This window comes from Pseudomonas sp. B7 (assembly GCF_016735645.1).
GTDB classification, from domain to species: domain Bacteria; phylum Pseudomonadota; class Gammaproteobacteria; order Pseudomonadales; family Pseudomonadaceae; genus Aquipseudomonas; species Aquipseudomonas glycinae.
The window spans coordinates 38,028-59,034 of record NZ_JAERRE010000015.1; the positions used below are offsets into that span (position 1 = coordinate 38,028).

Genomic DNA, 21,007 nt, shown 5'->3' on the forward strand with positions numbered 1-21,007 from the left:
ACGGTGGAACCCGATGAAGAATTTGCTGCTGCGCATCAATGACCGGATCTACATGGCCTGCATCTGGGTCGCCGGTCTGTCGGTGCTGACCATTTCCCTGATCATCCCCTGGGGCGTGTTCGCCCGTTACGTCCTCGGCACAGGTTCGAGCTGGCCGGAGCCCACCGCCATTCTGCTGATGATGGTCTTCACCTTCATCGGCGCCGCCGCCAGCTATCGCGCCGGCGCGCACATGGCGGTGGCGATGGTCACCGATCGCCTGCAACCAAAGATGCGCCGAACCATGAGCATTATTTCGCAAGTGCTCATGGGCACCATCTGCCTGTTCATGACCATCTGGGGCACCAAACTGTGCCTATCGACGTGGAACCAGTTCATGAGCGCCCTGCCGACATTGCGGGTCGGCATCACCTACATGCCGATCCCGGTTGGCGGTGCGCTGACGCTGGTTTTCGTACTGGAAAAACTGTTGCTCGGCGATCAAAGCAATCGCCGCGTGGTGCGATTCGACCTGGTTGAAGAAAACGAAGGGGCTGCCTGATGGACGCATTGATTCTGCTGGGCAGTTTTATCGCACTGATCCTGATCGGCATGCCGGTTGCCTATGCCCTCGGGCTGTCGGCGCTGATCGGCGCGTGGTGGATCGACATCCCGTTCCAGGCCTTGATGATTCAGGTGGCGGGCGGGGTGAACAAATTCTCGCTGCTGGCGATTCCGTTCTTCGTGCTGGCCGGCGCGATCATGGCCGAGGGCGGCATGTCTCGGCGGCTGGTGGCGTTCGCCGGGGTCCTAGTGGGGTTCGTGCGGGGCGGCCTGTCGCTGGTCAACATCATGGCCTCGACCTTTTTCGGCGCGATTTCCGGCTCGTCGGTGGCCGACACGGCGTCGGTGGGTTCGGTGCTGATCCCGGAAATGGAGCGCAAGGGCTACCCTCGGGAATTCTCCACAGCGGTCACCGTCAGCGGTTCGGTACAGGCCCTGCTGACCCCGCCGAGTCACAACTCGGTGCTCTACTCGCTGGCGGCCGGCGGCACCGTTTCCATTGCGTCGCTGTTCATGGCCGGCGTGGTGCCGGGCCTGCTGATGAGCGCGTGCCTGATGGTGTTGTGTCTGATTTTTGCGCGCAAACGCGACTACCCCAAGGGCGAAGTGATCCCGCTGCGCGAAGCCCTGAAGATCTGCGGCGAAGCCTTGTGGGGCCTGATGGCGATGGTGATCATTCTCGGCGGGATTCTTTCGGGGATCTTCACGGCCACCGAGTCGGCGGCCATCGCCGTGCTGTGGTCGTTTTTCGTCACCATGTTCATCTACCGCGACTACAAATGGAGTGAGCTGCCGAAACTGATGCATCGCACAGTGCGCACCATTTCCATCGTGATGATCCTGATCGGCTTCGCCGCCAGCTTCGGCTACATCATGACCCTGATGCAGATCCCGGCGAAGATCACCACGCTGTTCCTGACCCTGTCCGACAACCGCTACGTGATCCTGATGTGCATCAACGTCATGCTGCTGTTGCTCGGCACCGTAATGGACATGGCACCGCTGATCCTGATCCTCACACCGATCCTGATGCCGGTGATTCTCGGTATCGGCGTCGACCCGGTGCAGTTCGGCATGATCATGCTGGTCAACCTCGGTATCGGCCTGATAACGCCGCCCGTAGGAGCCGTGCTGTTCGTGGGTTCGGCGGTGGGCAAGGTCAGTATCGAAAGCACGGTGAAGGCGCTGCTGCCGTTCTACGCCGTGCTGTTCCTGGTGCTGATGCTGGTGACCTACGTTCCGGCGCTGTCGCTTTGGTTGCCGCATCTGGTGTTGTAACGCGATCACTGTGGCGAGGGGGCCTGCTCCCTCGCCACAGACTTCATATCAAGCCCGCAGCAACATGTAAGCCGCAACCACCAGGCACACACTGGCAAACCCCACCTGCAACGTCCTCGCCGGCACCCGCGCGCAGAGTTTGCGGCCGATGATCATGCCGACGATGCTGGCCACGATGAACGACGCGCCAAGATGATCGATCCGCACCCCGGCATGGAACGCGCCGATCACGCCGATGGCGGAAATCAGGCTGATGACCATCAGTGAAGTGGCGACGATGCCGCGCATCTGCACATCGGTCAGTTGCTTGAACGCCGGCACGATCAGAAACCCGCCGCCCACCCCCAGCAACCCGGACACCACGCCGGTGACCGCGCCCAGTGCCGCGAGGGTCGCGGTGCATTTGGCGGTCCAGTCGAAACGGCCGGTCTGCTCATTGAGCATGCAGTTCTTCTGGCCCCAACTGGCGTGGCCATGGTCGCTCGGGCCCTCTTGCTGGCGTTCGCGGCGCAGCATGCGCCACGCCACCATCACCATCAGCAGGCTGAACAGGATCATCAGGACCTTTTCCGGCAACTGATGGGCGAAGTAGATGCCCACCGGTGAAAACACCGCGCCGAGCGCCGCGATCAGCAGCGCCGCGCGATAACGCACCAGACCATGGCGCAAGCCATCGATCGCGCCGACCGCCGCTGCGCTGCCAACGGCAAACAACGCCACCGGCGCCGCCTGCGTCATCGTCCAGCCCAGCCCGAGCACCAGCGCCGGTACGGCGAGAATCCCGCCGCCGGCCCCGGTCAGTCCGAGGATCAATCCCATCACCACGCCAAACAGACTTGCCAGCAACATAGAGTGTTCTCAGTCGACCCTGGACAGACGCGTCAGCCATTCGCGGCCCTTGAGCATGCCGTTCCAGTAGAACCACGGCAGCAGCGTCGCCTTCAGCCACCACGCGGAGCGGCGCGGCACGGTCGGGTCGAGGGGAAAGGTCGGCAACATTTTTCCGCCGTAGCCGAACTCGGCGAGGATCACCTTGCCCTTCTCCACCGTCAGCGGGCAGGAGCCGTAGCCGTCGTACTTCAGCGGCAACGCCAGTTCCTTGCGCAGGGCCAGCAGGTTTTCCGCCACCACCACAACCTGCTTGCGCACTGCCGCGGCGGTTTTCGCATTGGTGGTGCCGCAGATATCGCCCAGGGCAAACACTTCGGGATAGCGCGGGTGTTGCAGGGTGTGCGGGTTGACCTCGCACCAGCCGGCGGCGTCGGCCAGCGGACTTTGTGCGATGAAATCCGGTGAGACCTGCGGCGGGACGACGTGCAACAAATCGAAAGTCTTGGCCTGACGGGTAACGTTGCCGTCCGCATCCTTGACGTCGAACCAGGCAGTTTTCGCCGGGCCGTCGACCTTCACCAGATTGGAATTGAATGCCAGCCGCGCGTTGTATTTCTCGATGTACTTCATCAGCGGCGGTACGAAGGTCGGCACGCCGAACAGCGCGGCACCGGCCAGATTGAACTCGACATCGACCTTACTCAGCACGTTGCGCTTGAGCCAGTGATCGCAGGACAGGTACAGCGCCTTTTGCGGCGCGCCGGCACACTTGATCGGGATCGGCGGCTGGGTGAACAGCGCTTTGCCGCCGCCCAGTTTCTGCACCTGATCCCAAGTGTATTGCGCGTGCTGATAGCTGTAGTTGGAGGTGACGCCGTGCTGGCCGAGACTGTCCTGCAGGCCTTCGATCTTCTCCCACGCCAGGCGCAGGCCGGGGCAGACGATCAGGTTCTGATAGGTGATGGTGCGTTGATCGTTGAGGGTGAGACGGCGCTGGTCGGGGTCGATGCCGGTCACGGCGGCCTGAATCCAGGTGGCCTGGCGCGGCAGCACCTTGTTCATCGGTCGGGCGGTGTCTTTGGCGTCATAGGCGCCACCGCCGACCAGCGTCCACGCCGGTTGGTAGTAATGCAGGGTGCTCGGCTCGATCACCGTGATTTTCAGGCCGGGATCGCGCTTGAGCAGGCTCGCGACAAAACCGATGCCGGCAGTGCCGCCGCCGATGACCACGATGTCCGCACTGATGGATGGGCCCCAGTGTTGATCGTTCATTGTTTGTTCCTTATGGCTGCACGCAAGGATAGCCGGGTCTATTGCGCCCAGCTTTTGAGCACGGCTCCGCAGTAGAGTCCGGAGAGGGTTTTCATCACCTGGATCACTTCGTGACTGGCGAGACCGTAAAAAATGTACTTGCCTTCACGACGGGTCGCGACCAGCCCTTCATCACGCAGGATGCCCAGTTGCTGGGACAGGGTCGGCTGACGCACGCCGGTCATTTTCTCCAGTTCGCCGACGTTGCGCTCGCCCTGGGTCAACTGGCACAGGATCAACAGCCGATCCTCGTTGGCCAAGGCCTTGAGCAGCGAACAGGCCTTGGAGGCCGAGGCGCGCAGTTGCGCCACTTCACATTCGGTCAGACTGGATTGCATTTGCAGGATGCCTTCAACGTCACTTAAGCTGCGGACATTATGTGTTTACATAAAGTGTTGCAACTCTGACTTTCCACCTTCTGCACAGGACCGTGTCCATGCCCGCGCTGATTGAAGCTTTCCTCGACCCCGCCTCTTCGACCTACAGCTATGTGGTCTACGAGGCCGATGGCGGGCAATGCGCAATCGTCGATCCGGTGCTCGATTACGACGGGGCCGCCGGCCGCACCTGCACGGCTCAGGCGGACAGGATCATCGCCTTCGTTCGCGCCCATAACCTGCAAGTGCAGTGGCTGCTGGAAACCCACGCCCACGCCGATCACCTGTCCGCCGCGCCGTACCTGCGCCGGGAACTGGGTGGGAAAATCGCGATTGGCGAATCGATCAGTAAAGTGCAGAACGTGTTCAAGGCGCTGTTCAACCTGGAACCGGAATTTCGCGTCGACGGCTCGCAGTTCGATCATCTGTTCGCGCCGAACGAGTCGTTCCGGATCGGCAATCTCAAGGCCACCGCCCTGCATGTCCCCGGCCACACCCCGGCGGACATGGCCTACCTGATCGATGGCGAACAAATCCTGGTCGGCGACACGCTGTTCATGCCCGACGTCGGCACCGCCCGTTGCGACTTCCCAGGTGGCAACGCCCATCAGTTGTTCAATTCGATTCACAAGCTGCTGGCCTTCCCTGCCAGCGTGAAGCTCTATGTCTGCCACGACTATCCGCCGCAAGGCCGCGACTCGCAGTGCCAGACCACCGTGGGTGAACAGCGCAAAAGCAATATCCATGTGCATGACGGCGTCGATGAGGCCGCGTTTGTCGAGATGCGTACTAAACGGGATGCCGGACTTGGAATGCCGACACTGTTGTTGCCGGCGATTCAGGTGAATGTGCGGGCGGGAAATCTGCCACCGGCGGAAGGCAATGGCGTTGTTTACCTGAAGATTCCGATCAACTCCGTGTAAGAAAAGATCAGTGAAGCAATTCGAATCAAGGGGATTCGTACCTGTCACGTCGGATCCCATGAACTGGGCGTAATCTCGGCCGACAGGCAGACTTCATGGGGTAATCAACCCATGGAGATTTGGCAATATGGATATTCGCCGCAACCACCGGGATCTATCCCGGGAGGAAAAAGCCGCCTTCATCAACGCGGTCCTGACGCTGAAAAACAACGTCAACAGCGTACTGCGTCCCGGTCAGCAAAGCCGTTACGATGACTTCGTTCAGATCCACAAAAACTCAATGGGACGTGGCAATCCGCTCGTTCCCAACCCGCATCAAAGCCCCTTGTTTTATCCGTGGCACCGGGTCCTGATCCGCCAGTTCGAACTGGCGCTGCAGGCCGCCGCCGATGACCCTCGCATCACACTGCCCTACTGGAACTGGCAAATCGGCGGCGCCGAGAATCCATTCACCTCGGACTTCATGGGCGGCAACGGTGACAATACCCAGAATCAGCTGGTAACCAGCGGACCCTTTTCCAATAACCAGTCGCCATTCATTGTCTCGGTATGGGACGAGGGTGTCGGTGATGCGGGCTTGCGTCGCAATCTAGGGGCTGCCGGCGCCTTGCCGTCACCAGAAACCGTCATCTCGGCCCTGAACAGAACGTCCTATTGGATGGAGCCGGGCGGTTGGGAAAACTTTTCCGAGCGTGAACTGCACAATCCCGTGCATGCCTGGATCGGAGGCAACATGATGGAGGCATCCTCTCCCAATGACCCGATATTCTTCCTGCATCATTGTTATCTGGATCTGCTCTGGGAGCGCTGGAAACACCAGCATCCGAACGTTCCCTCTTTCCCGCAGGAGGAACTGAGCAACTCGACACTGGTCTTTCACCCCGAAAACGAACTCGCTCCGTGGCCTCAAAGCTTCACCATTGAGCAGACTCTTTTTACCGAAGAACTGGGTTATCGATATGAATACCTGTGAACGGCACCGGATTCAGTTGCCCAGCGTCAAACCGTTCGCCGGCAGCGGCAATGCCGTCTTATAGCGCACCTGCTTGAGCGCAAAACTTGACCGAATGTTGGCCACGCCCGGCACCTTGGTCAGAAAGTCCATCATGAAGCGTTCGAGCGACTGAATGGTCGGCACCAGCACCCGGATCAAGTAGTCAGGGTCGCCGGCCATCAGGTAGCACTCCATGACTTCGGGACGATCGGAAATGGCTTCTTCGAAATGCTGCAGCGCTTCCTCTACCTGCTTCTCGAGACTGACGTGGATGAACACGTTGACGTGCAGGCCCAGCAGGTCTGCATCCAGCAGCGTCACCTGCTCGCGGATCAGCCCCAGCTCTTCCATCGCCTTGACCCGGTTGAAGCACGGCGTCGGCGACAGATTGACCGAACGGGCAAGGTCGGCGTTGGTGATGCGCGCGTTCTCCTGAAGGCTGTTGAGAATGCCGATGTCGGTACGGTCCAGTTTGCGCATGAGACAAAACCACCTGCTTTTTATGTTTATGCAGAATTTCTATCTGCAAATGATCTCCAGCGCAACGAAACAGAGAGAAATATTCTTCTTGCCCGGGCCTATGATTGTTGTAGGACAAGATTTCTTTTATCGAAGAATGACTGCCAGCTCACTACAAGAAATTCACAAGATCGAGCGTAGAAGCCATGACCCAAGCGTATGAACCGCTGCGTCTGCACGTCCCTGAACCCTCGGGCCGCCCAGGCTGCAAAACCGACTTCTCCTACCTGCATCTGACCGATGCGGGCACGGTGCGTAAACCTTCCATCGACGTTGAACCCGCCGACACCGCCGACCTGGCCCGTGGCCTGATTCGCGTGCTCGACGACCAGGGCAACGCCCTCGGTCCATGGGCTGAAAACGTGCCGGTCGAGATCCTGCGCAAAGGCATGCGCGCCATGCTCAAGACCCGGATCTACGACAACCGTATGGTGGTTGCCCAGCGTCAGAAAAAAATGTCGTTCTACATGCAGAGTCTTGGCGAAGAAGCCATTGGCAGTGCCCAGGCCCTGGCCTTGAACATCGACGACATGTGCTTCCCGACCTACCGCCAGCAAAGCATTCTGATGGCTCGCGACGTGCCATTGGTCGACCTGATCTGCCAACTTCTGTCCAACGAGCGCGACCCGCTCAAGGGCCGTCAGCTGCCGATCATGTACTCGGTCAAGGACGCCGGTTTCTTCACTATTTCCGGCAATCTCGCCACCCAGTTCATTCAAGGCGTGGGCTGGGGCATGGCCTCGGCGATCAAGGGCGACACCAAAATCGCCTCGGCCTGGATCGGCGACGGCGCCACCGCCGAATCGGACTTCCACACCGCCCTCACCTTCGCTCACGTCTATCGTGCGCCGGTGATCCTCAACGTGGTCAACAACCAGTGGGCGATCTCGACGTTCCAGGCCATCGCCGGTGGTGAAGCTACCACCTTCGCCGGACGCGGCGTTGGTTGCGGCATCGCCTCGCTGCGGGTTGACGGCAACGATTTCTACGCGGTCTACGCCGCCTCCGCCTGGGCTGCAGAACGCGCCCGCCGCGGCCTCGGCCCGACCATGATCGAATGGGTCACCTACCGCGCCGGCCCGCACTCGACCTCCGACGATCCGTCCAAATACCGTCCTGCGGACGACTGGAGCCACTTCCCGCTGGGCGATCCGATTGCCCGCCTGAAACAGCACCTGATCAAAGTCGGCCACTGGTCGGAAGAAGAGCACGCCGCTGTCAGCGCCGAGCTGGAAGCCGAAGTGATTGCTGCACAGAAACAGGCCGAACAGTACGGCACCCTGGCCGGCGGCCAGATTCCAAGCGCCGCGACCATGTTCGAAGACGTCTACAAAGAGATGCCGGAGCACTTGAAGCGCCAGCGTCAGCAGTTGGGGATCTGACATGAACGATCACAACAACAATATTCAGTTGGAAACCGCCATGACCACGACCACCATGACCATGATCCAGGCCCTGCGCTCGGCCATGGATGTGATGCTTGAGCGTGACGACAACGTGGTGGTGTTCGGACAGGACGTCGGCTACTTCGGCGGCGTGTTCCGTTGCACCGAAGGCTTGCAGACCAAGTACGGCACCTCGCGGGTGTTCGATGCGCCGATTTCCGAGAGCGGTATCGTCGGCGTCGCGGTGGGCATGGGCGCTTATGGCTTGCGTCCGGTGGCCGAGATTCAGTTCGCCGACTACGTGTACCCGGCGTCCGACCAGATCATTTCCGAGGCCGCCCGTCTGCGTTATCGCTCGGCCGGCGAGTTCACCGCCCCGATGACCCTGCGCATGCCTTGCGGCGGTGGCATCTACGGCGGCCAGACCCACAGCCAGAGCATCGAGGCGATGTTCACTCAGGTCTGCGGTCTGCGCACCGTCATGCCGTCCAACCCGTATGACGCCAAAGGCCTGCTGATCGCCTCCATCGAAAACGATGACCCGGTGATCTTCCTCGAGCCAAAACGCCTGTACAACGGCCCGTTCGACGGCCACCACGACCGCCCGGTGACCCCGTGGTCGAAACACCCGCAAGCCCAGGTGCCGGACGGTTACTACACCGTGCCGCTGGACGTTGCCGCGATTACCCGTCCGGGCAAGGACGTGACCGTGCTGACCTACGGCACCACCGTGTACGTGTCGCAAGTCGCCGCCGAAGAATCCGGCGTGGATGCGGAAGTCATCGACCTGCGCAGCCTGTGGCCGCTGGACCTGGAAACCATCGTCAAATCCGTGAAGAAAACCGGCCGTTGCGTCGTGGTTCACGAAGCCACCCGCACCTGCGGTTTCGGCGCCGAACTGGTGTCGCTGGTGCAAGAGCATTGCTTCCATCACCTGGAAGCGCCGATCGAACGCGTCACCGGTTGGGACACCCCCTACCCGCACGCGCAGGAGTGGGCGTATTTCCCTGGGCCGTCCCGAGTGGGCGCGGCGCTGAAACGGGTCATGGAGGTCTGAATGGGCACGCACGTTATCAAGATGCCGGACATCGGAGAAGGCATCGCAGAAGTAGAACTGTCGCAGTGGCACGTCAAGGTTGGCGACCTGGTCGTTGAAGATCAGGTGCTGGCGGACGTGATGACCGACAAGGCGATGGTCGACATTCCGTCGCCGGTCCACGGCAAGGTGATTGCACTCGGCGGTCAGCCGGGCGAAGTGATGGCGGTCGGCAGTATTCTGATCAGCATCGAGGTTGAAGGCGCCGGCAATCTGAAGGAGTCCGACAAACCGGCGCCTGTTGCGGCGAAAGAAACACCCGTCGCGCCAAAAGTTGAAGCTGTCGTTGAAAGCAAACCCGCCGCACCACGTACGGCTCCGGTTTGCCAGGGCCCGATGGTTGCTCGCCAAGCCGATGAGCGCCCACTGGCCTCGCCGGCCGTGCGCAAACATGCGCTGGATCTGGGCATTCAATTGCGTCTGGTGCGCGGCTCCGGCCCGGCCGGCCGCGTGCTGCACGAAGACCTCGACGCCTATCTGGCGCAGGGTCAGTCGAATGCTTCGGCGCCGGTCGCCGCTGCGTACGCCCAGCGTAATGATGAAGAACAGATTCAAGTGATCGGCATGCGCCGCAAGATTGCCCAGCGCATGCAGGACGCCACCCAGCGTGCGGCACACTTCAGTTATGTCGAAGAAATTGACGTCACCGCGATTGAAGAACTGCGCGCCCATTTGAACGAAAAACACGGCGCGAGCCGTGGCAAGCTGACCTTACTGCCGTTCCTGGTGCGCGCACTGGTCGTCGCCCTGCGCGATTTCCCGCAGATGAACGCCCGTTACGACGACGAAGCCCAGGTCATCACCCGCCTCGGCGCGGTGCACGTCGGCGTCGCCACCCAAAGCGACGTCGGCCTGATGGTGCCGGTGGTGCGTCACGCCGAAGCGCGCAGCCTGTGGGACAGCGCGGCGGAAATCTCCCGCCTGGCCAACGCCGCCCGCAATGGCAAGGCCAGCCGCGATGAACTGTCCGGCTCGACCATCACCCTGACCAGCCTCGGCGCCCTTGGCGGCATCGTCAGTACCCCGGTGCTGAACCTGCCGGAAGTGGCCATCGTCGGCGTGAACAAAATCGTCGAACGGCCAATGGTCGTCAAAGGCCAGGTGGTGATCCGCAAGATGATGAACCTCTCCAGCTCCTTCGATCACCGCGTGGTCGACGGGATGGACGCGGCGCTCTTCATCCAGGCCATTCGTGGTCTGCTCGAACAACCCGCGACCCTGTTTGTGGAGTGATGGCATGCAATCTCTGAACACCACGCTGCTGATCATCGGCGGCGGTCCTGGCGGTTACGTGACGGCCATTCGTGCCGGGCAACTGGGCATTTCGACCATTCTGGTCGAGGGTGAATCGCTGGGCGGCACCTGCCTGAACATCGGCTGCATTCCGTCGAAAGCGCTGATCCACGTGGCCGAGCAGTTTCACCAGACGCAACATCACAACCAGCATTCGGCACTGGGCATCAGCGTTTCGGCGCCTACCCTCGACATCACTAAAAGCGTCGAGTGGAAGGACGGCATCGTTGATCGCCTGACCACCGGCGTCGCCGCGCTGCTGAAGAAGAACAAGGTTCAGGTCATCAACGGCTGGGCCAAGGTCATCGACGGCAAGACCGTGGAAGTCGGCGACACCCGCATCCAGTGTGAACATCTGGTGCTGGCCACCGGCTCGAAAAGCGTCAATCTGCCGATCCTGCCGATTGGCGGGCCGATCATATCGTCCACCGAGGCGTTGGCGCCGAAGTCGGTGCCGAAACGCCTGATCGTGGTCGGCGGTGGTTACATCGGTCTGGAATTGGGCATTGCCTATCGCAAGCTCGGCGCCGAGGTCAGTGTGGTCGAGGCGCAGGATCGGATCCTGCCGGCCTACGACGCCGAACTGACTCAACCGGTGCACGACGCGCTGAAGCAACTGGGCGTGAAGCTCTACCTCAAGCACAGCGTGCTGGGTTTCGACGGTACGTTGCAGGTGCGCGATCCGAACGGTGACACGCTGAATCTGGAAACCGATCAGGTGCTGGTGGCCGTCGGTCGCAAACCCAATACCCAGGGCTGGAACCTTGAAGCGCTGAACCTGGACATGAACGGCTCGGCGATCAAGATTGACAGCCGCTGCCAGACCAGCATGCGTAATGTCTACGCCATCGGCGACCTGAGCGGCGAGCCGATGCTGGCCCACCGCGCCATGGCCCAGGGCGAAATGGTCGCCGAGCTGATCAGCGGCAAGACCCGCGAATTCAACCCGACCGCCATCGCTGCCGTGTGCTTTACCGACCCGGAACTGGTGGTCGTCGGCAAGACGCCGGACGAGGCCAAGGCGGCGGGACTTGACTGCATCGTGTCGAACTTCCCGTTCGCGGCCAATGGCCGGGCGATGACGCTGGAATCGAAAACCGGCTTCGTGCGGGTGGTCGCCCGTCGAGACAATCATGTGATTGTCGGCTGGCAGGCGGTCGGTGTCGGGGTCTCGGAGCTGTCGACTGCGTTCGCGCAAAGCCTGGAAATGGGCGCGCGACTGGAAGACATCGGCGGCACCATCCATGCACACCCGACTCTGGGTGAAGCGGTGCAGGAAGCGGCGTTGCGTGCGCTTGGGCACGCGTTGCACCTGTAAAAACCCGACACGGGGGAGTTTTTTCATAAGCAGGCTAATAAATCTGCTGCTCCCCCATCGCCCGGGCTGCGAAACCGCTCAAGAATGAAGTATTGTTGTGCCCATCCAAAAAAACGTCAGAAGCCTTGAACCGCTTCGGCGGTTGTTCAGTGATAGAGGGTGTCATGGGTAACGAAAGCATCAACTGGGACAAGCTGGGTTTTGACTACATCAAGACCGACAAACGCTATCTGTCGTACTTTCGCAATGGCGAGTGGGACAAAGGCACCCTGACCGAAGACAACGTGCTGCACATCAGCGAAGGCTCCACTGCCCTTCACTATGGCCAGCAATGCTTCGAAGGCCTGAAGGCCTATCGTTGCAAGGACGGCTCGATCAACCTGTTCCGTCCGGACCAGAACGCCGCGCGCATGCAACGCAGCTGCGCCCGCCTGCTGATGCCGCATGTCTCCACCGAGCAGTTCATTGAAGCATGCAAGCAAGTGGTACGCGCCAACGAGCGCTTCATCCCGCCTTACGGCACCGGCGGCGCGCTGTACCTGCGTCCGTTCGTGATCGGCGTGGGTGACAACATCGGCGTGCGTACTGCACCTGAGTTCATCTTTTCGGTATTCGCGATCCCGGTCGGCGCCTACTTCAAGGGCGGCCTGACCCCGCACAACTTCCAGATCTCCACCTTCGACCGCGCCGCGCCACAAGGCACCGGTGCCGCCAAGGTCGGTGGCAACTACGCTGCCAGCCTGATGCCGGGCTCCCAGGCCAAGAAAGCGCACTTCGCAGACGCCATCTACTTGGATCCGCTGACCCACAAAAAGATCGAGGAAGTCGGTTCGGCCAACTTCTTCGGGATCACCCACGACAACAAGTTCGTGACCCCGAACTCGCCGTCGGTACTGCCGGGCATCACCCGTCTGTCGCTGATCGAACTGGCCAAGTCCCGTCTGGGCCTGGAAGTGGTCGAAGGCGACGTGTTCATCGACAAGCTGTCGGATTTCAAGGAAGCCGGTGCCTGCGGTACTGCTGCGGTGATCACCCCGATCGGCGGCATCAGCTACAACGACCACCTGCACGTGTTCCACAGCGAAACCGAAGTCGGCCCTGTGACCCAGAAGCTCTACAAAGAGCTGACCGGCGTGCAGACCGGCGACGTCGAAGCGCCAGCAGGCTGGATCGTCAAGGTTTGATCTGACGGCCAGATGCACAAAAGCCCCCATCGAGTAATCGATGGGGGCTTTTTCATTCGCCTCGCTCGGTGGCCTTCATGGCAATCCGCTTGCCCGCGCGACCGGCAATCCCGCTCGCCTGTCCGTTCTGCTGCTTGCCCATTCGCGCCTGGGTAATCAATCCGGGAATCAGCTCTCCTTCCGGCAGGTTCTTCCAGAACCGCGTCGGCAAATGCCCCTGCATGACATTCTCGTTCAAACGCGCCGGGTTGAAGATGTGGCTGTAGTACGTCAGCCATAAATCACCGTGGGGATCGTCGACGTTCTGCGCCAATTGCTGCCACTCCAGCGGACACTGACGTTCATGGATCAGTTGTTCACCATCGTAATAAACCCCGTCGCGGGGCGTGGCGATCAGCCAGCGATGCCGGCCCATGCGCCCGACGAAGTGTTCGCTGGCGCTGTGCAGAATATCGTGGGCCGGTTCGTGCCACGCCACGTATTGCGGGCCCGGCAGCTCTGGCGGGCGCTCGATGAAGCGCACGAACGCATGCAGATGATGGGCTTCGCGCTGCACCTGCTTGATCCGCCGCTGCAACTCGCTGCCCAGCTTGTCGCCGGCCATCATTGCCGTGCGATCGCCGTGGCTGACTCGCCACAGCACTTCATACAGCAAACTCCAGCGCTGATCGCCACGGTATCGCGACGCTTGTTCCAGGGTGTCGAGCAACGCACGCGGAATTCGCGCCTGAAACGGCCCCTGCCCTTCGGGCACCGCCACGTCACTGGCAAACAGATCACTTACCCCTTCCGACGCCCAGCTCACCAGACTCGGATCAATTTCATGGCTGAGCAGCCAGCGCGCCTGCTGGCGCCAGGTGTCGAACAGGTCGTCGCAGTCGAGATTGATCATCCCCACAGCCCCATCTGTTGCGGCATTGGTCGGTCGCGCAATTGCTGATAAAGCATCTGGCTGGTGACTTCCGCCTGCTGAGGGTGGTAATCGCTGGTGATGATGAACGGCTTGGCTTTGGCCAGCACACAGCGCATGCGCGCCACGTCTTCGTAGCGAATGCGCCGCTGCCGACGCAGTTCCACCAGACGTTCGGTGGTGCGCAAGCCGATGCCGGGGATGCGTGAAATCAACGCCGGTTCGGCGCGATTGAGGTCCAGCGGGAACACCTCGCGGTTCTGCAGCGCCCAGGCCAGTTTCGGGTCGATGTCCAACGCCAGATTGCCCGGCCCCTGAAGCAACTCACCGGCGGTATAGCCATAACCGCGCAACAGAAAATCCGCCTGATACAAGCGGTGCTCGCGCATCAGCGGCGGTGCGGCCAAAGGCACGCTTTTCGGGCTGTCGGGAATCGGGCTGAAGGCCGAGTAATAGACCCGGCGCAGACGGAAGTTGCCGTAAAGCGCCTGCGCGCTGTGCAGGATGGTGCTGTCGTCGGTGTCATCGGCACCCACAATCATCTGCGTACTCTGCCCGGCCGGGGCGAACTTTGGTGCGCGGGGTTCGTTGAGCACGGTCTGCACACCGGTGTAGATGGTGTTCATCGCCTGCTTGATCGAACCGATGTGCTTCTCCGGCGCCAGGGTTTGCAGGCTGGCATCCGTGGGCAATTCGATGTTGACGCTCAGGCGATCGGCGTAACGCCCGGCCTCTTCGATCAGCGCGGGATCCGCATCGGGAATGGTTTTGAGATGAATGTAGCCACGGAACTCATGCTCTTCGCGCAGCAACTTCGCGACACGCACCAGTTGCTCCATGGTGTAGTCCGCCGAACGAATGATCCCCGAGCTGAGAAACAACCCGCTGACGCAATTGCGCCGGTAGAAATCCAGGGTCAGCGTCACCACTTCCTCGGGCGTGAAACGCGCACGGGGCACGTCGCTGGAACGGCGGTTGACGCAGTATTGGCAGTCGTAGAGACAGAAATTGGTCAGCAGAATCTTGAGCAGCGACACACAACGCCCGTCCGGCGTGTAGCTGTGGCAAATGCCCATGCCATCAGTCGAACCCAGCCCGTCCTTGCCTTCGGAACTGCGCTTGGGCGCGCCACTGCTGGCGCAGGAGGCGTCGTACTTGGCGGCGTCGGCGAGGATGCTGAGCTTGTCGATGATTTGCATGGCACTGACTCGATACTGTTCGCATATACAGTATAGACAGCGATTGGCTCACACAAGGTGCAATGCCGCTCTTCGTCGGAATGTCGCACCGCAGGAGTCAGGTCAATTTGACTCAGCAGCAGTCAGATTGACTCGATTCCACAAGCGTCATAATGACTATCAACCCTGCGCAGCCCTTGATATTAAAGGCTGTCCGGCATGGCCCGAAAATTGACTGGTCTCCCGTAGCCATTTGGCTGAAGACCAAAAACGGGAGTCGAACATGGATCATGTTTTTCAGGGCAAGCTTGCCGTCATCACCGGTGCCAGTTCGGGCATAGGCCTGGCCGCTACCGAGCGTCTGCTCGATCAAGGCGCGCGCGTATTGGCCATGTCGCGAAAGCTCGGCGCACTGGCCGAACTGCTTGAGCGGTATCCGCAGCAACTGGTGTGGCACTCCGGCGATGTCGCTCAAGCCGCTGACCTTGCCGCTTTGGCCGAGCAAGCTGCACGCATCGGTCCGGTAAGTTTCGTGGTGCCCAACGCCGGTATCGCAGAACTGGCCGACGGGCTCGACAGCTCGGCATTCGGTCGCCAATGGGCAGTAAACGGCGCCGGCGCCCTGAACACCTTGGCCGCCCTGCGCCCGCACCTTGCAGACAAGGCGTCAGTGGTGTTCATCGGTACTTTTCTGGCCCGAATCAGTTTCGCGGGATTGGCCGCCTACATCGCGTCAAAAGCGGCGTTGATCGCCCATGCCCGAACCCTTGCAGTCGAGCTGGCACCCCACGGTGTGCGCATCAATTGCGTTTCCCCCGGCCCGACCGCAACGCCGATCTGGTCGACATTGGGCCTGAGTGACGAAGCGCTCGGCGACGTGGCCCAAGGCGTCAACAAACGACTGCTGGGCGGACAATTCCTAGAACCTGCGGCAGTGGCCGACGTCATTCTGTTCCAGCTGGGCAATGGCGCACGCGGCGTCATCGGTCAGGACTGGGTAGTCGACAGCGGATACACCTTGAGCTAACGCGCATGCACCGATCCGGGCGTGGAATCAGCCAACTGGCGACCTGACGAATCCCGCCCGGCTTCGGGCAAAACCAGCCCCCAGCGCGATGACAATTCTCGGCGCCCCTGCACCGTCAACGTCAGCGCCCGACTGTCCAGATCCTGCGTCACCCATTTGCGCTTCAGCGCCGCCTGCAACAACGCCGCACCGAGCGAACCGCCCAGATGCGGCCGGCGCATGCTCCAGTCCAGACACGGGCAGGCGAACCGTCGGCGCAACGTCGACAGATCCTTGACCTCAATACCCAGCCCTTCAAAAAACGCCTCGCCACTTTCACTGAGGCGATAAACCTGTTCATCGGTTTCCACCAGCCATCCCGTCTCCAGCAAGCGGTCATGCAACAACACCGCCAGCGTCCCGGCCATGTGGTCGTAGCAGGTGCGGGCGAATTGCAGGCGATCCGGTGTATGCGGCTTGAAGGTCGGTGCGGAGTTCTGTCCGATCACCATCAGCGCTTCCAGCGCCTGGGCCACGCGCTTGTCGGCGAGGCTGTAATAACGGTGGCGGCCCTGCACATGCAGGCGCACCAAGGCCAGATCCTTGAGCTTGGCCAGGTGTGCGCTGGCGGTCGAGGCGCTGACTTCGGCAAGGGTTGCCAGCTCGGTGGCGGTGCGGGCGTGGCCGTCCATCAGCGAGCACAGCATTTTGGTCCGCGCCGGTTCCGCGATGGCGGCGGCCACTTGCGAGACGCCGATGTCTTGATGTTCTGCGTGCATATTTCGCTCCCGGACGAATCATCGCCCTCAAGGACTGGAGATAGTAGCAACACTTTCCCCACCGACAAGGTTGCGATCCATGGACCCGATCATCGCGGCGACTCACGCCGATCCCTACCCCTACTACGCCGAACTGCGCGCGGCGGGCGGGCTGACCTTTCATCACGGACTGAAACTGTGGGTTGCCAGCAGCGCCCGCGCGGTATGCGCGGTGCTGGCGCATCCGGATTGCCGGGTACGTCCGGTGCAGGAACCGGTGCCCAAAGCCATCGTCGATGGCATGGCGGGCAAGGTGTTTGGCCTTTTGATGCGCATGAATGACGGCGAAGCTCAGCGCTGCCCGCGTTCGGCCATCGAGCCTCCGCTGGGGTTGATTGATCGGGAAGAAGTCGGCGCACTGGTGTCCGCGCGGTTGATCACCAATGATTCCGACGGCCTCTATAAAGCCATGTTTCGCGACCCGGTGTGCGTGGTTGCATCGTTGCTCGGATTCACCCCGGCGCAGGCGCGGGTCATCAGTGAACTGACGGCGGATTTCGCGGCGTGTCTGTCGCCGCTGAGCAATGACCTGCAACTGGCGGCAGCGCATCGGGCGGCGGAGCAATTGCGCGGGTATTTCATTGAAATGTTGGCGGATCCGAATCCGTTTCTCGCCGACATTCGCCAGCGTTTTGTCGGCAATGAGGACGTGCTGCTCGCCAACCTGATCGGCCTCTGTTCGCAGACATTCGAGGCCACTGCCGGGTTGATTGGCAATGCTCTGGTGGCGTTGCATCGTCAGCCTGAATTACGCAACGCGTCAGTGGATTCGTTGTTGGCTGAAGTCCAGCGCTTCGATCCCTCGGTACAGAACACTCGCCGTTTTATGGCGAACAGCTGTGAAATCGACGGCGTGCGGCTGGAAGCCGGCGACGTGATTCTGGTGCTGCTGGCCTCGGCCAATCGTGACCCGGCACTGAATGAAAACCCGGATCGCTTTAGGGTGGATCGCCCGAACCGACGCAGCTTCACGTTCGGCAGCGGTCGGCATCAATGTCCCGGACAGACGCTGGCAATGACGATCGCCAGCGCCACGCTCACTGAAATTCTCGCCCGCAACATTGATCCGGGAAGATTCACGTGGCACTACCGGCCTTCGCTGAATGGACGAGTTCCGATGTTCAGCGAGGTGCAGCCTTAAGCGTTGCGCAATTCGATGGTCAGGTGCGAAAGTTCATGCACCGGCGCCAGGCGCTCACGGATCGCGTCGGCAGTCACGCCCGCCACCGCGACCACACTGACAATCGCCGCCCGCGCCTGCGGGCCGACCTGCCAGACGTGCAAATCGCTGATGCGCACATCATCGGAGGTTTCCAGCAGTTCGCGGATCTCCTCGGCCACGGGTTCGTCGGTGGTGTCGAGCAACACGGCGGCGCTGTCGCGCATCAGGTTCCAGGCCCATTTGGCGATGACGATGGAACCGACGATGCCCATCACCGGGTCCATCCACACCCAGCCCAGATAGCGCCCGGCCAGCAGCGCGGCAATCGCCAGTACCGATGTCAACGCGTCCGCCAATACGTGCACGTAAGCTGAACGCAGGTTGTTGTCGTGATGGTGGTGATGGCCATGATCGTGGCTGTGGTCGTGACTATGGCCGTGGTCGTGATGGCTGTGGTGACCGGCCAGCAGAAAAGCGCTGAGCAGGTTGACGCCCAGGCCGACCACGGCAATCAAGGTTGCTTCGCCGAACGCCACACTGGTTGGCTGGAACAGACGGAAAACCGATTCCCCGGCAATCCCCAGCGACACCAGCCCCAACACCATCGCCGAGGCAAAACCCGCCAGATCACCGACCTTGCCGGTGCCGAAACTGTAGCGTCGGTTGTTGGCGTTACGCCGGGCAAAACCATAGGCTGCCGCCGCGATGCCCAAGGCGCCGGCGTGGGTCGCCATATGGAAACCGTCGGCCAGCAATGCCATGGAACCGGTGAGATAACCGGCGGCAATTTCGCCGATCATCATCACGAAAGTCAGCACCACCACCCACAGGGTGCGGCGGGCGTTTTCATCGTGCGAAGCACCGAGAAACTGGTGGTTGTGGGAAAAGTCATCAACCTTGAGGGTCATGATGTCGGCGCTCACTTGGAATATCGGCGGATGGCCAGCAGCAACTCTTCCACGCCCTGGGCGCGGGCTTCATCGCTGAGGTCGGGACGGGCGACATGCTCGCGGGCGTGGGCCTCGATGAACTGCTCCATCAAGCCATTGACCGCGCCGCGAATCGCCGCCATCAGGTGCAACGTCTTGGCACAATCGGCCTCGGATTCCAGCGCTTTTTCAACAGCCTGAACCTGCCCGGCAATGCGCCGGACCCGGTTGAGCAACTCGCCTTTGTGTTCGTGCGTGTGCGACATACCTATACCCCCTACCCCTATATGGCGAGCATAGTCGCTGTTCCGATCGAGAGGGGCAAGGCCTGTTTTCGACCATCCGTCGCAGCTTGAATTTTTGACGTGAAAGGATTGAGGCGGAGCGTCAGTCGGCAACCGACTCTGGAAGGTGTTTCAGAGGCAGGATCGTTGGGAACCCTCGTCTGTCAGGCCCATTGCAGTGGCGAGGACGACGAGAAGCAGAGGTCTACGTCCAGTTGCGCTGCAGCCGACAGGTTGACCAGCGCATCCAGAGAGAACTTGTCGATTTTGCCGTTGAGTACGTCGTTAAGGCGCGGCTGGGTGATGCCTAGACGCTTGGCCGCCTCCTTCTGCGGAAGCTCCCAGGCACGAATCGTTTCGCACAACGTGCGCATCAGCTTGGCCCGCAGGCGCATGTTGGCCGCTTCCTGCGGCGTGTCTTCCAGTGCATCCCAGATGCTTGAGAAACGTTGGGGTGGGTTTTGATGATCCTTCATGGTTTCACCTGTTCCTGGCATTTGAACGTGCCACGCAGGCTATATCGAAACCGATATAAATCAAGCTCGAAGTGGCTTATTAAATATTCGGTATCACAAAGAGGATGTTCACAAGCAAGCAAGCTTCACAGGCCGGCAGCGACCTCTTGCGTGAGCCATAAAGCCTGACAAATGACGCATCATTTTGCCCCCATCCGGGAGGCTACATCGCCTTGCGCCTTTGCCTACAACTACGCCAGAATCCGCCGGCTTGTGCAGTTTGGAGCCTGCCCGTAACTTGATTCGCATCACTGAATGGTCAGTGAACGGGTTTAGTCGCTCGGTGTTCTCCAACTTCGCATGCAGTCATTCAGTCAGGTGCTTTTGCGCCTGCGCTCAATGGTAGCTGTGCGCAGGGCGCCTTCGGGTGCGCCGGTAAAGCTTGGAGTCCCGGTCGACTAACCTGCGCATAGCTGCCACCCAATCGTTTAGTCGCGAAATGGGAGCCAGCATTACTGGAGACTCTGAGCAAATGATCAAGCCAACACCCAATCCACCAGAAACAGACTTACCGTCCGAATTCGACCCAACCTCTCCCTACTCCACAACCGACTCAAAAAAACTCCACGAAGCCGCCGAGCGCGCTCTCGACCATTACCTGAAACCCGCCGCCCCGAAACAACACTGCCCCGGCCGCATGTTCCTCGTCGCCCCCGACCTGGATCAGCATGCCCTGCTAGCCCACGCCTGCGAATCGATGACTTCGGCCAGCGTGATGCTCAGCGACTTCGCCGCGCTGCTGGACCCGCCCTACCGCAACACTGTGCTGGGCATCGCCCAAGTTGTGATGTGTGGCGAACTGGCTGTGAACCGGGCGCTGGACACTCTCGATGCCACGACCTGAGGAACACCCATGGAAAGCAAATCCGATGCACACATCATCGCCGCCCTGATCTCCATCGGCCTCAACGAGAAAGACAGCCAATGGGCCCAGAAAGCCTGTCTGCTACTGCTCGAGAGCGAACGGAAATCCATTGTCAGCGCCGCCCTCACCGCCCTCGTCCAGATTGCCCGCGACCATGGCGAACTGGACCGCAACCGCCTGCTGCCGGCACTCACCAGCGTAAAGCGCAGATTTCCAAGCCTGACCGGCACGGTTGCCGCGACGCTGGATGAGATGGCGATGGCTGCGTAATACCTGGGGTACAAGGCA

At 60.9% G+C, this 21,007-nt stretch carries 23 protein-coding genes; 13 read left to right on the plus strand and 10 right to left on the minus strand.

Features of this window, described 5'->3' with window-relative positions; translation table 11 throughout:
• Positions 1-13 precede the first annotated feature (13 nt).
• Together JKA62_RS26685 and JKA62_RS26690 are read left to right on the plus strand one after the other, a co-directional pair.
• The gene (locus JKA62_RS26685) at positions 14-541 is read left to right on the plus strand and encodes a TRAP transporter small permease (RefSeq protein ID WP_201820273.1); all 528 of its coding nucleotides are present in this window, start codon (positions 14-16) and stop codon (positions 539-541) included.
• Positions 541-1,821 carry a TRAP transporter large permease gene (locus JKA62_RS26690; protein ID WP_011334824.1) on the plus strand — a complete coding sequence of 427 codons (1,281 nt, stop codon included), beginning with the start codon at positions 541-543 and terminating at the stop codon, positions 1,819-1,821. Before JKA62_RS26685 ends, JKA62_RS26690 begins: the two co-directional genes overlap by 1 nt.
• Positions 1,822-1,869: 48 nt before the next feature.
• On the opposite strand, the gene JKA62_RS26695 is transcribed toward JKA62_RS26690, so the two are convergent.
• Genes JKA62_RS26695 through JKA62_RS26705 form a run of 3 tightly spaced genes read right to left on the minus strand, consistent with a single transcriptional unit; the run spans position 1,870 to position 4,301 of the window.
• The gene (locus JKA62_RS26695) at positions 1,870-2,670 is read right to left on the minus strand and encodes a sulfite exporter TauE/SafE family protein (protein WP_011334825.1); all 801 of its coding nucleotides are present in this window, start codon (positions 2,668-2,670) and stop codon (positions 1,870-1,872) included.
• A 9-nt stretch (positions 2,671-2,679) separates the two neighbouring features.
• Complete coding sequence (locus JKA62_RS26700) at positions 2,680-3,924, minus strand: NAD(P)/FAD-dependent oxidoreductase (protein ID WP_201820276.1); 1,245 nt, start codon at positions 3,922-3,924, stop codon at positions 2,680-2,682.
• Positions 3,925-3,962: 38 nt separating this feature from the next.
• Positions 3,963-4,301 carry an ArsR/SmtB family transcription factor gene (locus tag JKA62_RS26705; RefSeq protein ID WP_007952897.1) on the minus strand — a complete coding sequence of 113 codons (339 nt, stop codon included), beginning with the start codon at positions 4,299-4,301 and terminating at the stop codon, positions 3,963-3,965.
• Between the two features lie 98 nt (positions 4,302-4,399).
• On the opposite strand from JKA62_RS26705, the gene JKA62_RS26710 reads away from it, so the two are divergent.
• Both JKA62_RS26710 and JKA62_RS26715 read left to right on the plus strand, forming a co-directional pair.
• The gene (locus JKA62_RS26710) at positions 4,400-5,263 is read left to right on the plus strand and encodes an MBL fold metallo-hydrolase (protein WP_201820279.1); all 864 of its coding nucleotides are present in this window, start codon (positions 4,400-4,402) and stop codon (positions 5,261-5,263) included.
• A gap of 127 nt (positions 5,264-5,390) precedes the next feature.
• Positions 5,391-6,236, plus strand: a complete 846-nt coding sequence (locus tag JKA62_RS26715; protein ID WP_201820282.1) for a tyrosinase family protein — start codon at positions 5,391-5,393, stop codon at positions 6,234-6,236.
• Between the two features lie 12 nt (positions 6,237-6,248).
• On the opposite strand, the gene bkdR is transcribed toward JKA62_RS26715, so the two are convergent.
• Positions 6,249-6,737, minus strand: a complete 489-nt coding sequence (gene bkdR / locus JKA62_RS26720) for a Bkd operon transcriptional regulator BkdR (protein WP_007915088.1) — start codon at positions 6,735-6,737, stop codon at positions 6,249-6,251.
• Positions 6,738-6,922: 185 nt separating this feature from the next.
• Between bkdR and JKA62_RS26725 the strand changes: the two genes are divergently transcribed.
• From JKA62_RS26725 to JKA62_RS26745, 5 genes are all read left to right on the plus strand, one after another.
• Entirely contained in the window at positions 6,923-8,158 is a 1,236-nt protein-coding gene (locus JKA62_RS26725; protein WP_007965287.1) for a 3-methyl-2-oxobutanoate dehydrogenase (2-methylpropanoyl-transferring) subunit alpha, read from the plus strand.
• Between the two features lies 1 nt (position 8,159).
• The gene (locus tag JKA62_RS26730; RefSeq protein ID WP_003224000.1) at positions 8,160-9,218 is read left to right on the plus strand and encodes an alpha-ketoacid dehydrogenase subunit beta; all 1,059 of its coding nucleotides are present in this window, start codon (positions 8,160-8,162) and stop codon (positions 9,216-9,218) included.
• Complete coding sequence (locus tag JKA62_RS26735) at positions 9,219-10,490, plus strand: dihydrolipoamide acetyltransferase family protein (protein WP_011334829.1); 1,272 nt, start codon at positions 9,219-9,221, stop codon at positions 10,488-10,490.
• A 4-nt stretch (positions 10,491-10,494) separates the two neighbouring features.
• Positions 10,495-11,868, plus strand: coding sequence for a dihydrolipoyl dehydrogenase (gene lpdA, locus JKA62_RS26740; protein WP_011334830.1), 1,374 nt, complete (start codon positions 10,495-10,497; stop codon positions 11,866-11,868).
• Positions 11,869-12,032: 164 nt separating this feature from the next.
• Entirely contained in the window at positions 12,033-13,052 is a 1,020-nt protein-coding gene (locus JKA62_RS26745) for a branched-chain amino acid aminotransferase (protein ID WP_064597568.1), read from the plus strand.
• 52 nt (positions 13,053-13,104) lie between these two features.
• On the opposite strand, the gene JKA62_RS26750 is transcribed toward JKA62_RS26745, so the two are convergent.
• Together JKA62_RS26750 and JKA62_RS26755 are read right to left on the minus strand one after the other, a co-directional pair.
• Positions 13,105-13,944, minus strand: coding sequence for a TIGR03915 family putative DNA repair protein (locus JKA62_RS26750; RefSeq protein WP_201820285.1), 840 nt, complete (start codon positions 13,942-13,944; stop codon positions 13,105-13,107).
• Positions 13,941-15,161, minus strand: coding sequence for a putative DNA modification/repair radical SAM protein (locus tag JKA62_RS26755; protein WP_011334833.1), 1,221 nt, complete (start codon positions 15,159-15,161; stop codon positions 13,941-13,943). The genes JKA62_RS26750 and JKA62_RS26755 overlap by 4 nt, the downstream gene beginning before the upstream one ends.
• 262 nt (positions 15,162-15,423) lie before the next feature.
• Here JKA62_RS26755 and JKA62_RS26760 point away from each other — a divergent pair, with 262 nt between their 5' ends.
• Entirely contained in the window at positions 15,424-16,167 is a 744-nt protein-coding gene (locus tag JKA62_RS26760; protein ID WP_011334834.1) for an SDR family NAD(P)-dependent oxidoreductase, read from the plus strand.
• Here the strand turns inward: JKA62_RS26760 and JKA62_RS26765 are convergent.
• Positions 16,164-16,925 carry an ArsR/SmtB family transcription factor gene (locus tag JKA62_RS26765; RefSeq protein ID WP_011334835.1) on the minus strand — a complete coding sequence of 254 codons (762 nt, stop codon included), beginning with the start codon at positions 16,923-16,925 and terminating at the stop codon, positions 16,164-16,166. The genes JKA62_RS26760 and JKA62_RS26765 overlap by 4 nt on opposite strands.
• A gap of 79 nt (positions 16,926-17,004) precedes the next feature.
• Here JKA62_RS26765 and JKA62_RS26770 point away from each other — a divergent pair, with 79 nt between their 5' ends.
• Positions 17,005-18,105: a cytochrome P450 gene (locus tag JKA62_RS26770; protein WP_201820288.1), complete on the plus strand. Its 1,101-nt coding sequence runs from the start codon at positions 17,005-17,007 to the stop codon at positions 18,103-18,105.
• On the opposite strand, the gene dmeF is transcribed toward JKA62_RS26770, so the two are convergent.
• The 3 genes from dmeF to JKA62_RS26785 all read right to left on the minus strand — a co-directional run bounded on the left by dmeF (position 18,102) and on the right by JKA62_RS26785 (position 19,815).
• The gene (dmeF, locus tag JKA62_RS26775; RefSeq protein WP_041475578.1) at positions 18,102-19,034 is read right to left on the minus strand and encodes a CDF family Co(II)/Ni(II) efflux transporter DmeF; all 933 of its coding nucleotides are present in this window, start codon (positions 19,032-19,034) and stop codon (positions 18,102-18,104) included. The two genes, JKA62_RS26770 and dmeF, sit on opposite strands and share 4 nt — an antisense overlap.
• An 11-nt stretch (positions 19,035-19,045) precedes the next feature.
• The gene (locus tag JKA62_RS26780) at positions 19,046-19,321 is read right to left on the minus strand and encodes a metal/formaldehyde-sensitive transcriptional repressor (protein WP_011334838.1); all 276 of its coding nucleotides are present in this window, start codon (positions 19,319-19,321) and stop codon (positions 19,046-19,048) included.
• A gap of 182 nt (positions 19,322-19,503) precedes the next feature.
• Complete coding sequence (locus JKA62_RS26785) at positions 19,504-19,815, minus strand: helix-turn-helix domain-containing protein (protein ID WP_011334839.1); 312 nt, start codon at positions 19,813-19,815, stop codon at positions 19,504-19,506.
• Between the two features lie 511 nt (positions 19,816-20,326).
• On the opposite strand from JKA62_RS26785, the gene JKA62_RS26790 reads away from it, so the two are divergent.
• Together JKA62_RS26790 and JKA62_RS26795 are read left to right on the plus strand one after the other, a co-directional pair.
• Positions 20,327-20,698 (plus strand): DUF6124 family protein, encoded by a 372-nt coding sequence (locus tag JKA62_RS26790; RefSeq protein WP_011334840.1) that lies wholly within the window; start codon positions 20,327-20,329, stop codon positions 20,696-20,698.
• A 9-nt stretch (positions 20,699-20,707) separates the two neighbouring features.
• Positions 20,708-20,989: a hypothetical protein gene (locus tag JKA62_RS26795; protein ID WP_011334841.1), complete on the plus strand. Its 282-nt coding sequence runs from the start codon at positions 20,708-20,710 to the stop codon at positions 20,987-20,989.
• The last annotated feature ends 18 nt before the right edge of the window (positions 20,990-21,007 follow it).

Coding starts and splice junctions, on each gene's coding strand:
- JKA62_RS26700 (WP_201820276.1), bottom strand. CDS start 3,924: ATGAACGATCAACACTGGGGCCCATCCATCAGTGCGGACATCGTGGTC.
- JKA62_RS26750 (WP_201820285.1), bottom strand. CDS start 13,944: ATGATCAATCTCGACTGCGACGACCTGTTCGACACCTGGCGCCAGCAG.
- JKA62_RS26785 (WP_011334839.1), bottom strand. CDS start 19,815: ATGAAGGATCATCAAAACCCACCCCAACGTTTCTCAAGCATCTGGGAT.
- JKA62_RS26745 (WP_064597568.1), top strand. CDS start 12,033: ATGGGTAACGAAAGCATCAACTGGGACAAGCTGGGTTTTGACTACATC.
- JKA62_RS26685 (WP_201820273.1), top strand. CDS start 14: ATGAAGAATTTGCTGCTGCGCATCAATGACCGGATCTACATGGCCTGC.
- JKA62_RS26695 (WP_011334825.1), bottom strand. CDS start 2,670: ATGTTGCTGGCAAGTCTGTTTGGCGTGGTGATGGGATTGATCCTCGGA.
- JKA62_RS26730 (WP_003224000.1), top strand. CDS start 8,160: ATGAACGATCACAACAACAATATTCAGTTGGAAACCGCCATGACCACG.
- JKA62_RS26705 (WP_007952897.1), bottom strand. CDS start 4,301: ATGCAATCCAGTCTGACCGAATGTGAAGTGGCGCAACTGCGCGCCTCG.
- JKA62_RS26790 (WP_011334840.1), top strand. CDS start 20,327: ATGATCAAGCCAACACCCAATCCACCAGAAACAGACTTACCGTCCGAA.
- JKA62_RS26725 (WP_007965287.1), top strand. CDS start 6,923: ATGACCCAAGCGTATGAACCGCTGCGTCTGCACGTCCCTGAACCCTCG.
- JKA62_RS26770 (WP_201820288.1), top strand. CDS start 17,005: ATGGACCCGATCATCGCGGCGACTCACGCCGATCCCTACCCCTACTAC.
- JKA62_RS26795 (WP_011334841.1), top strand. CDS start 20,708: ATGGAAAGCAAATCCGATGCACACATCATCGCCGCCCTGATCTCCATC.
- bkdR (WP_007915088.1), bottom strand. CDS start 6,737: ATGCGCAAACTGGACCGTACCGACATCGGCATTCTCAACAGCCTTCAG.
- JKA62_RS26710 (WP_201820279.1), top strand. CDS start 4,400: ATGCCCGCGCTGATTGAAGCTTTCCTCGACCCCGCCTCTTCGACCTAC.
- JKA62_RS26765 (WP_011334835.1), bottom strand. CDS start 16,925: ATGCACGCAGAACATCAAGACATCGGCGTCTCGCAAGTGGCCGCCGCC.
- JKA62_RS26735 (WP_011334829.1), top strand. CDS start 9,219: ATGGGCACGCACGTTATCAAGATGCCGGACATCGGAGAAGGCATCGCA.
- lpdA (WP_011334830.1), top strand. CDS start 10,495: ATGCAATCTCTGAACACCACGCTGCTGATCATCGGCGGCGGTCCTGGC.
- JKA62_RS26755 (WP_011334833.1), bottom strand. CDS start 15,161: ATGCAAATCATCGACAAGCTCAGCATCCTCGCCGACGCCGCCAAGTAC.
- JKA62_RS26780 (WP_011334838.1), bottom strand. CDS start 19,321: ATGTCGCACACGCACGAACACAAAGGCGAGTTGCTCAACCGGGTCCGG.
- JKA62_RS26760 (WP_011334834.1), top strand. CDS start 15,424: ATGGATCATGTTTTTCAGGGCAAGCTTGCCGTCATCACCGGTGCCAGT.
- JKA62_RS26690 (WP_011334824.1), top strand. CDS start 541: ATGGACGCATTGATTCTGCTGGGCAGTTTTATCGCACTGATCCTGATC.
- JKA62_RS26715 (WP_201820282.1), top strand. CDS start 5,391: ATGGATATTCGCCGCAACCACCGGGATCTATCCCGGGAGGAAAAAGCC.
- dmeF (WP_041475578.1), bottom strand. CDS start 19,034: ATGACCCTCAAGGTTGATGACTTTTCCCACAACCACCAGTTTCTCGGT.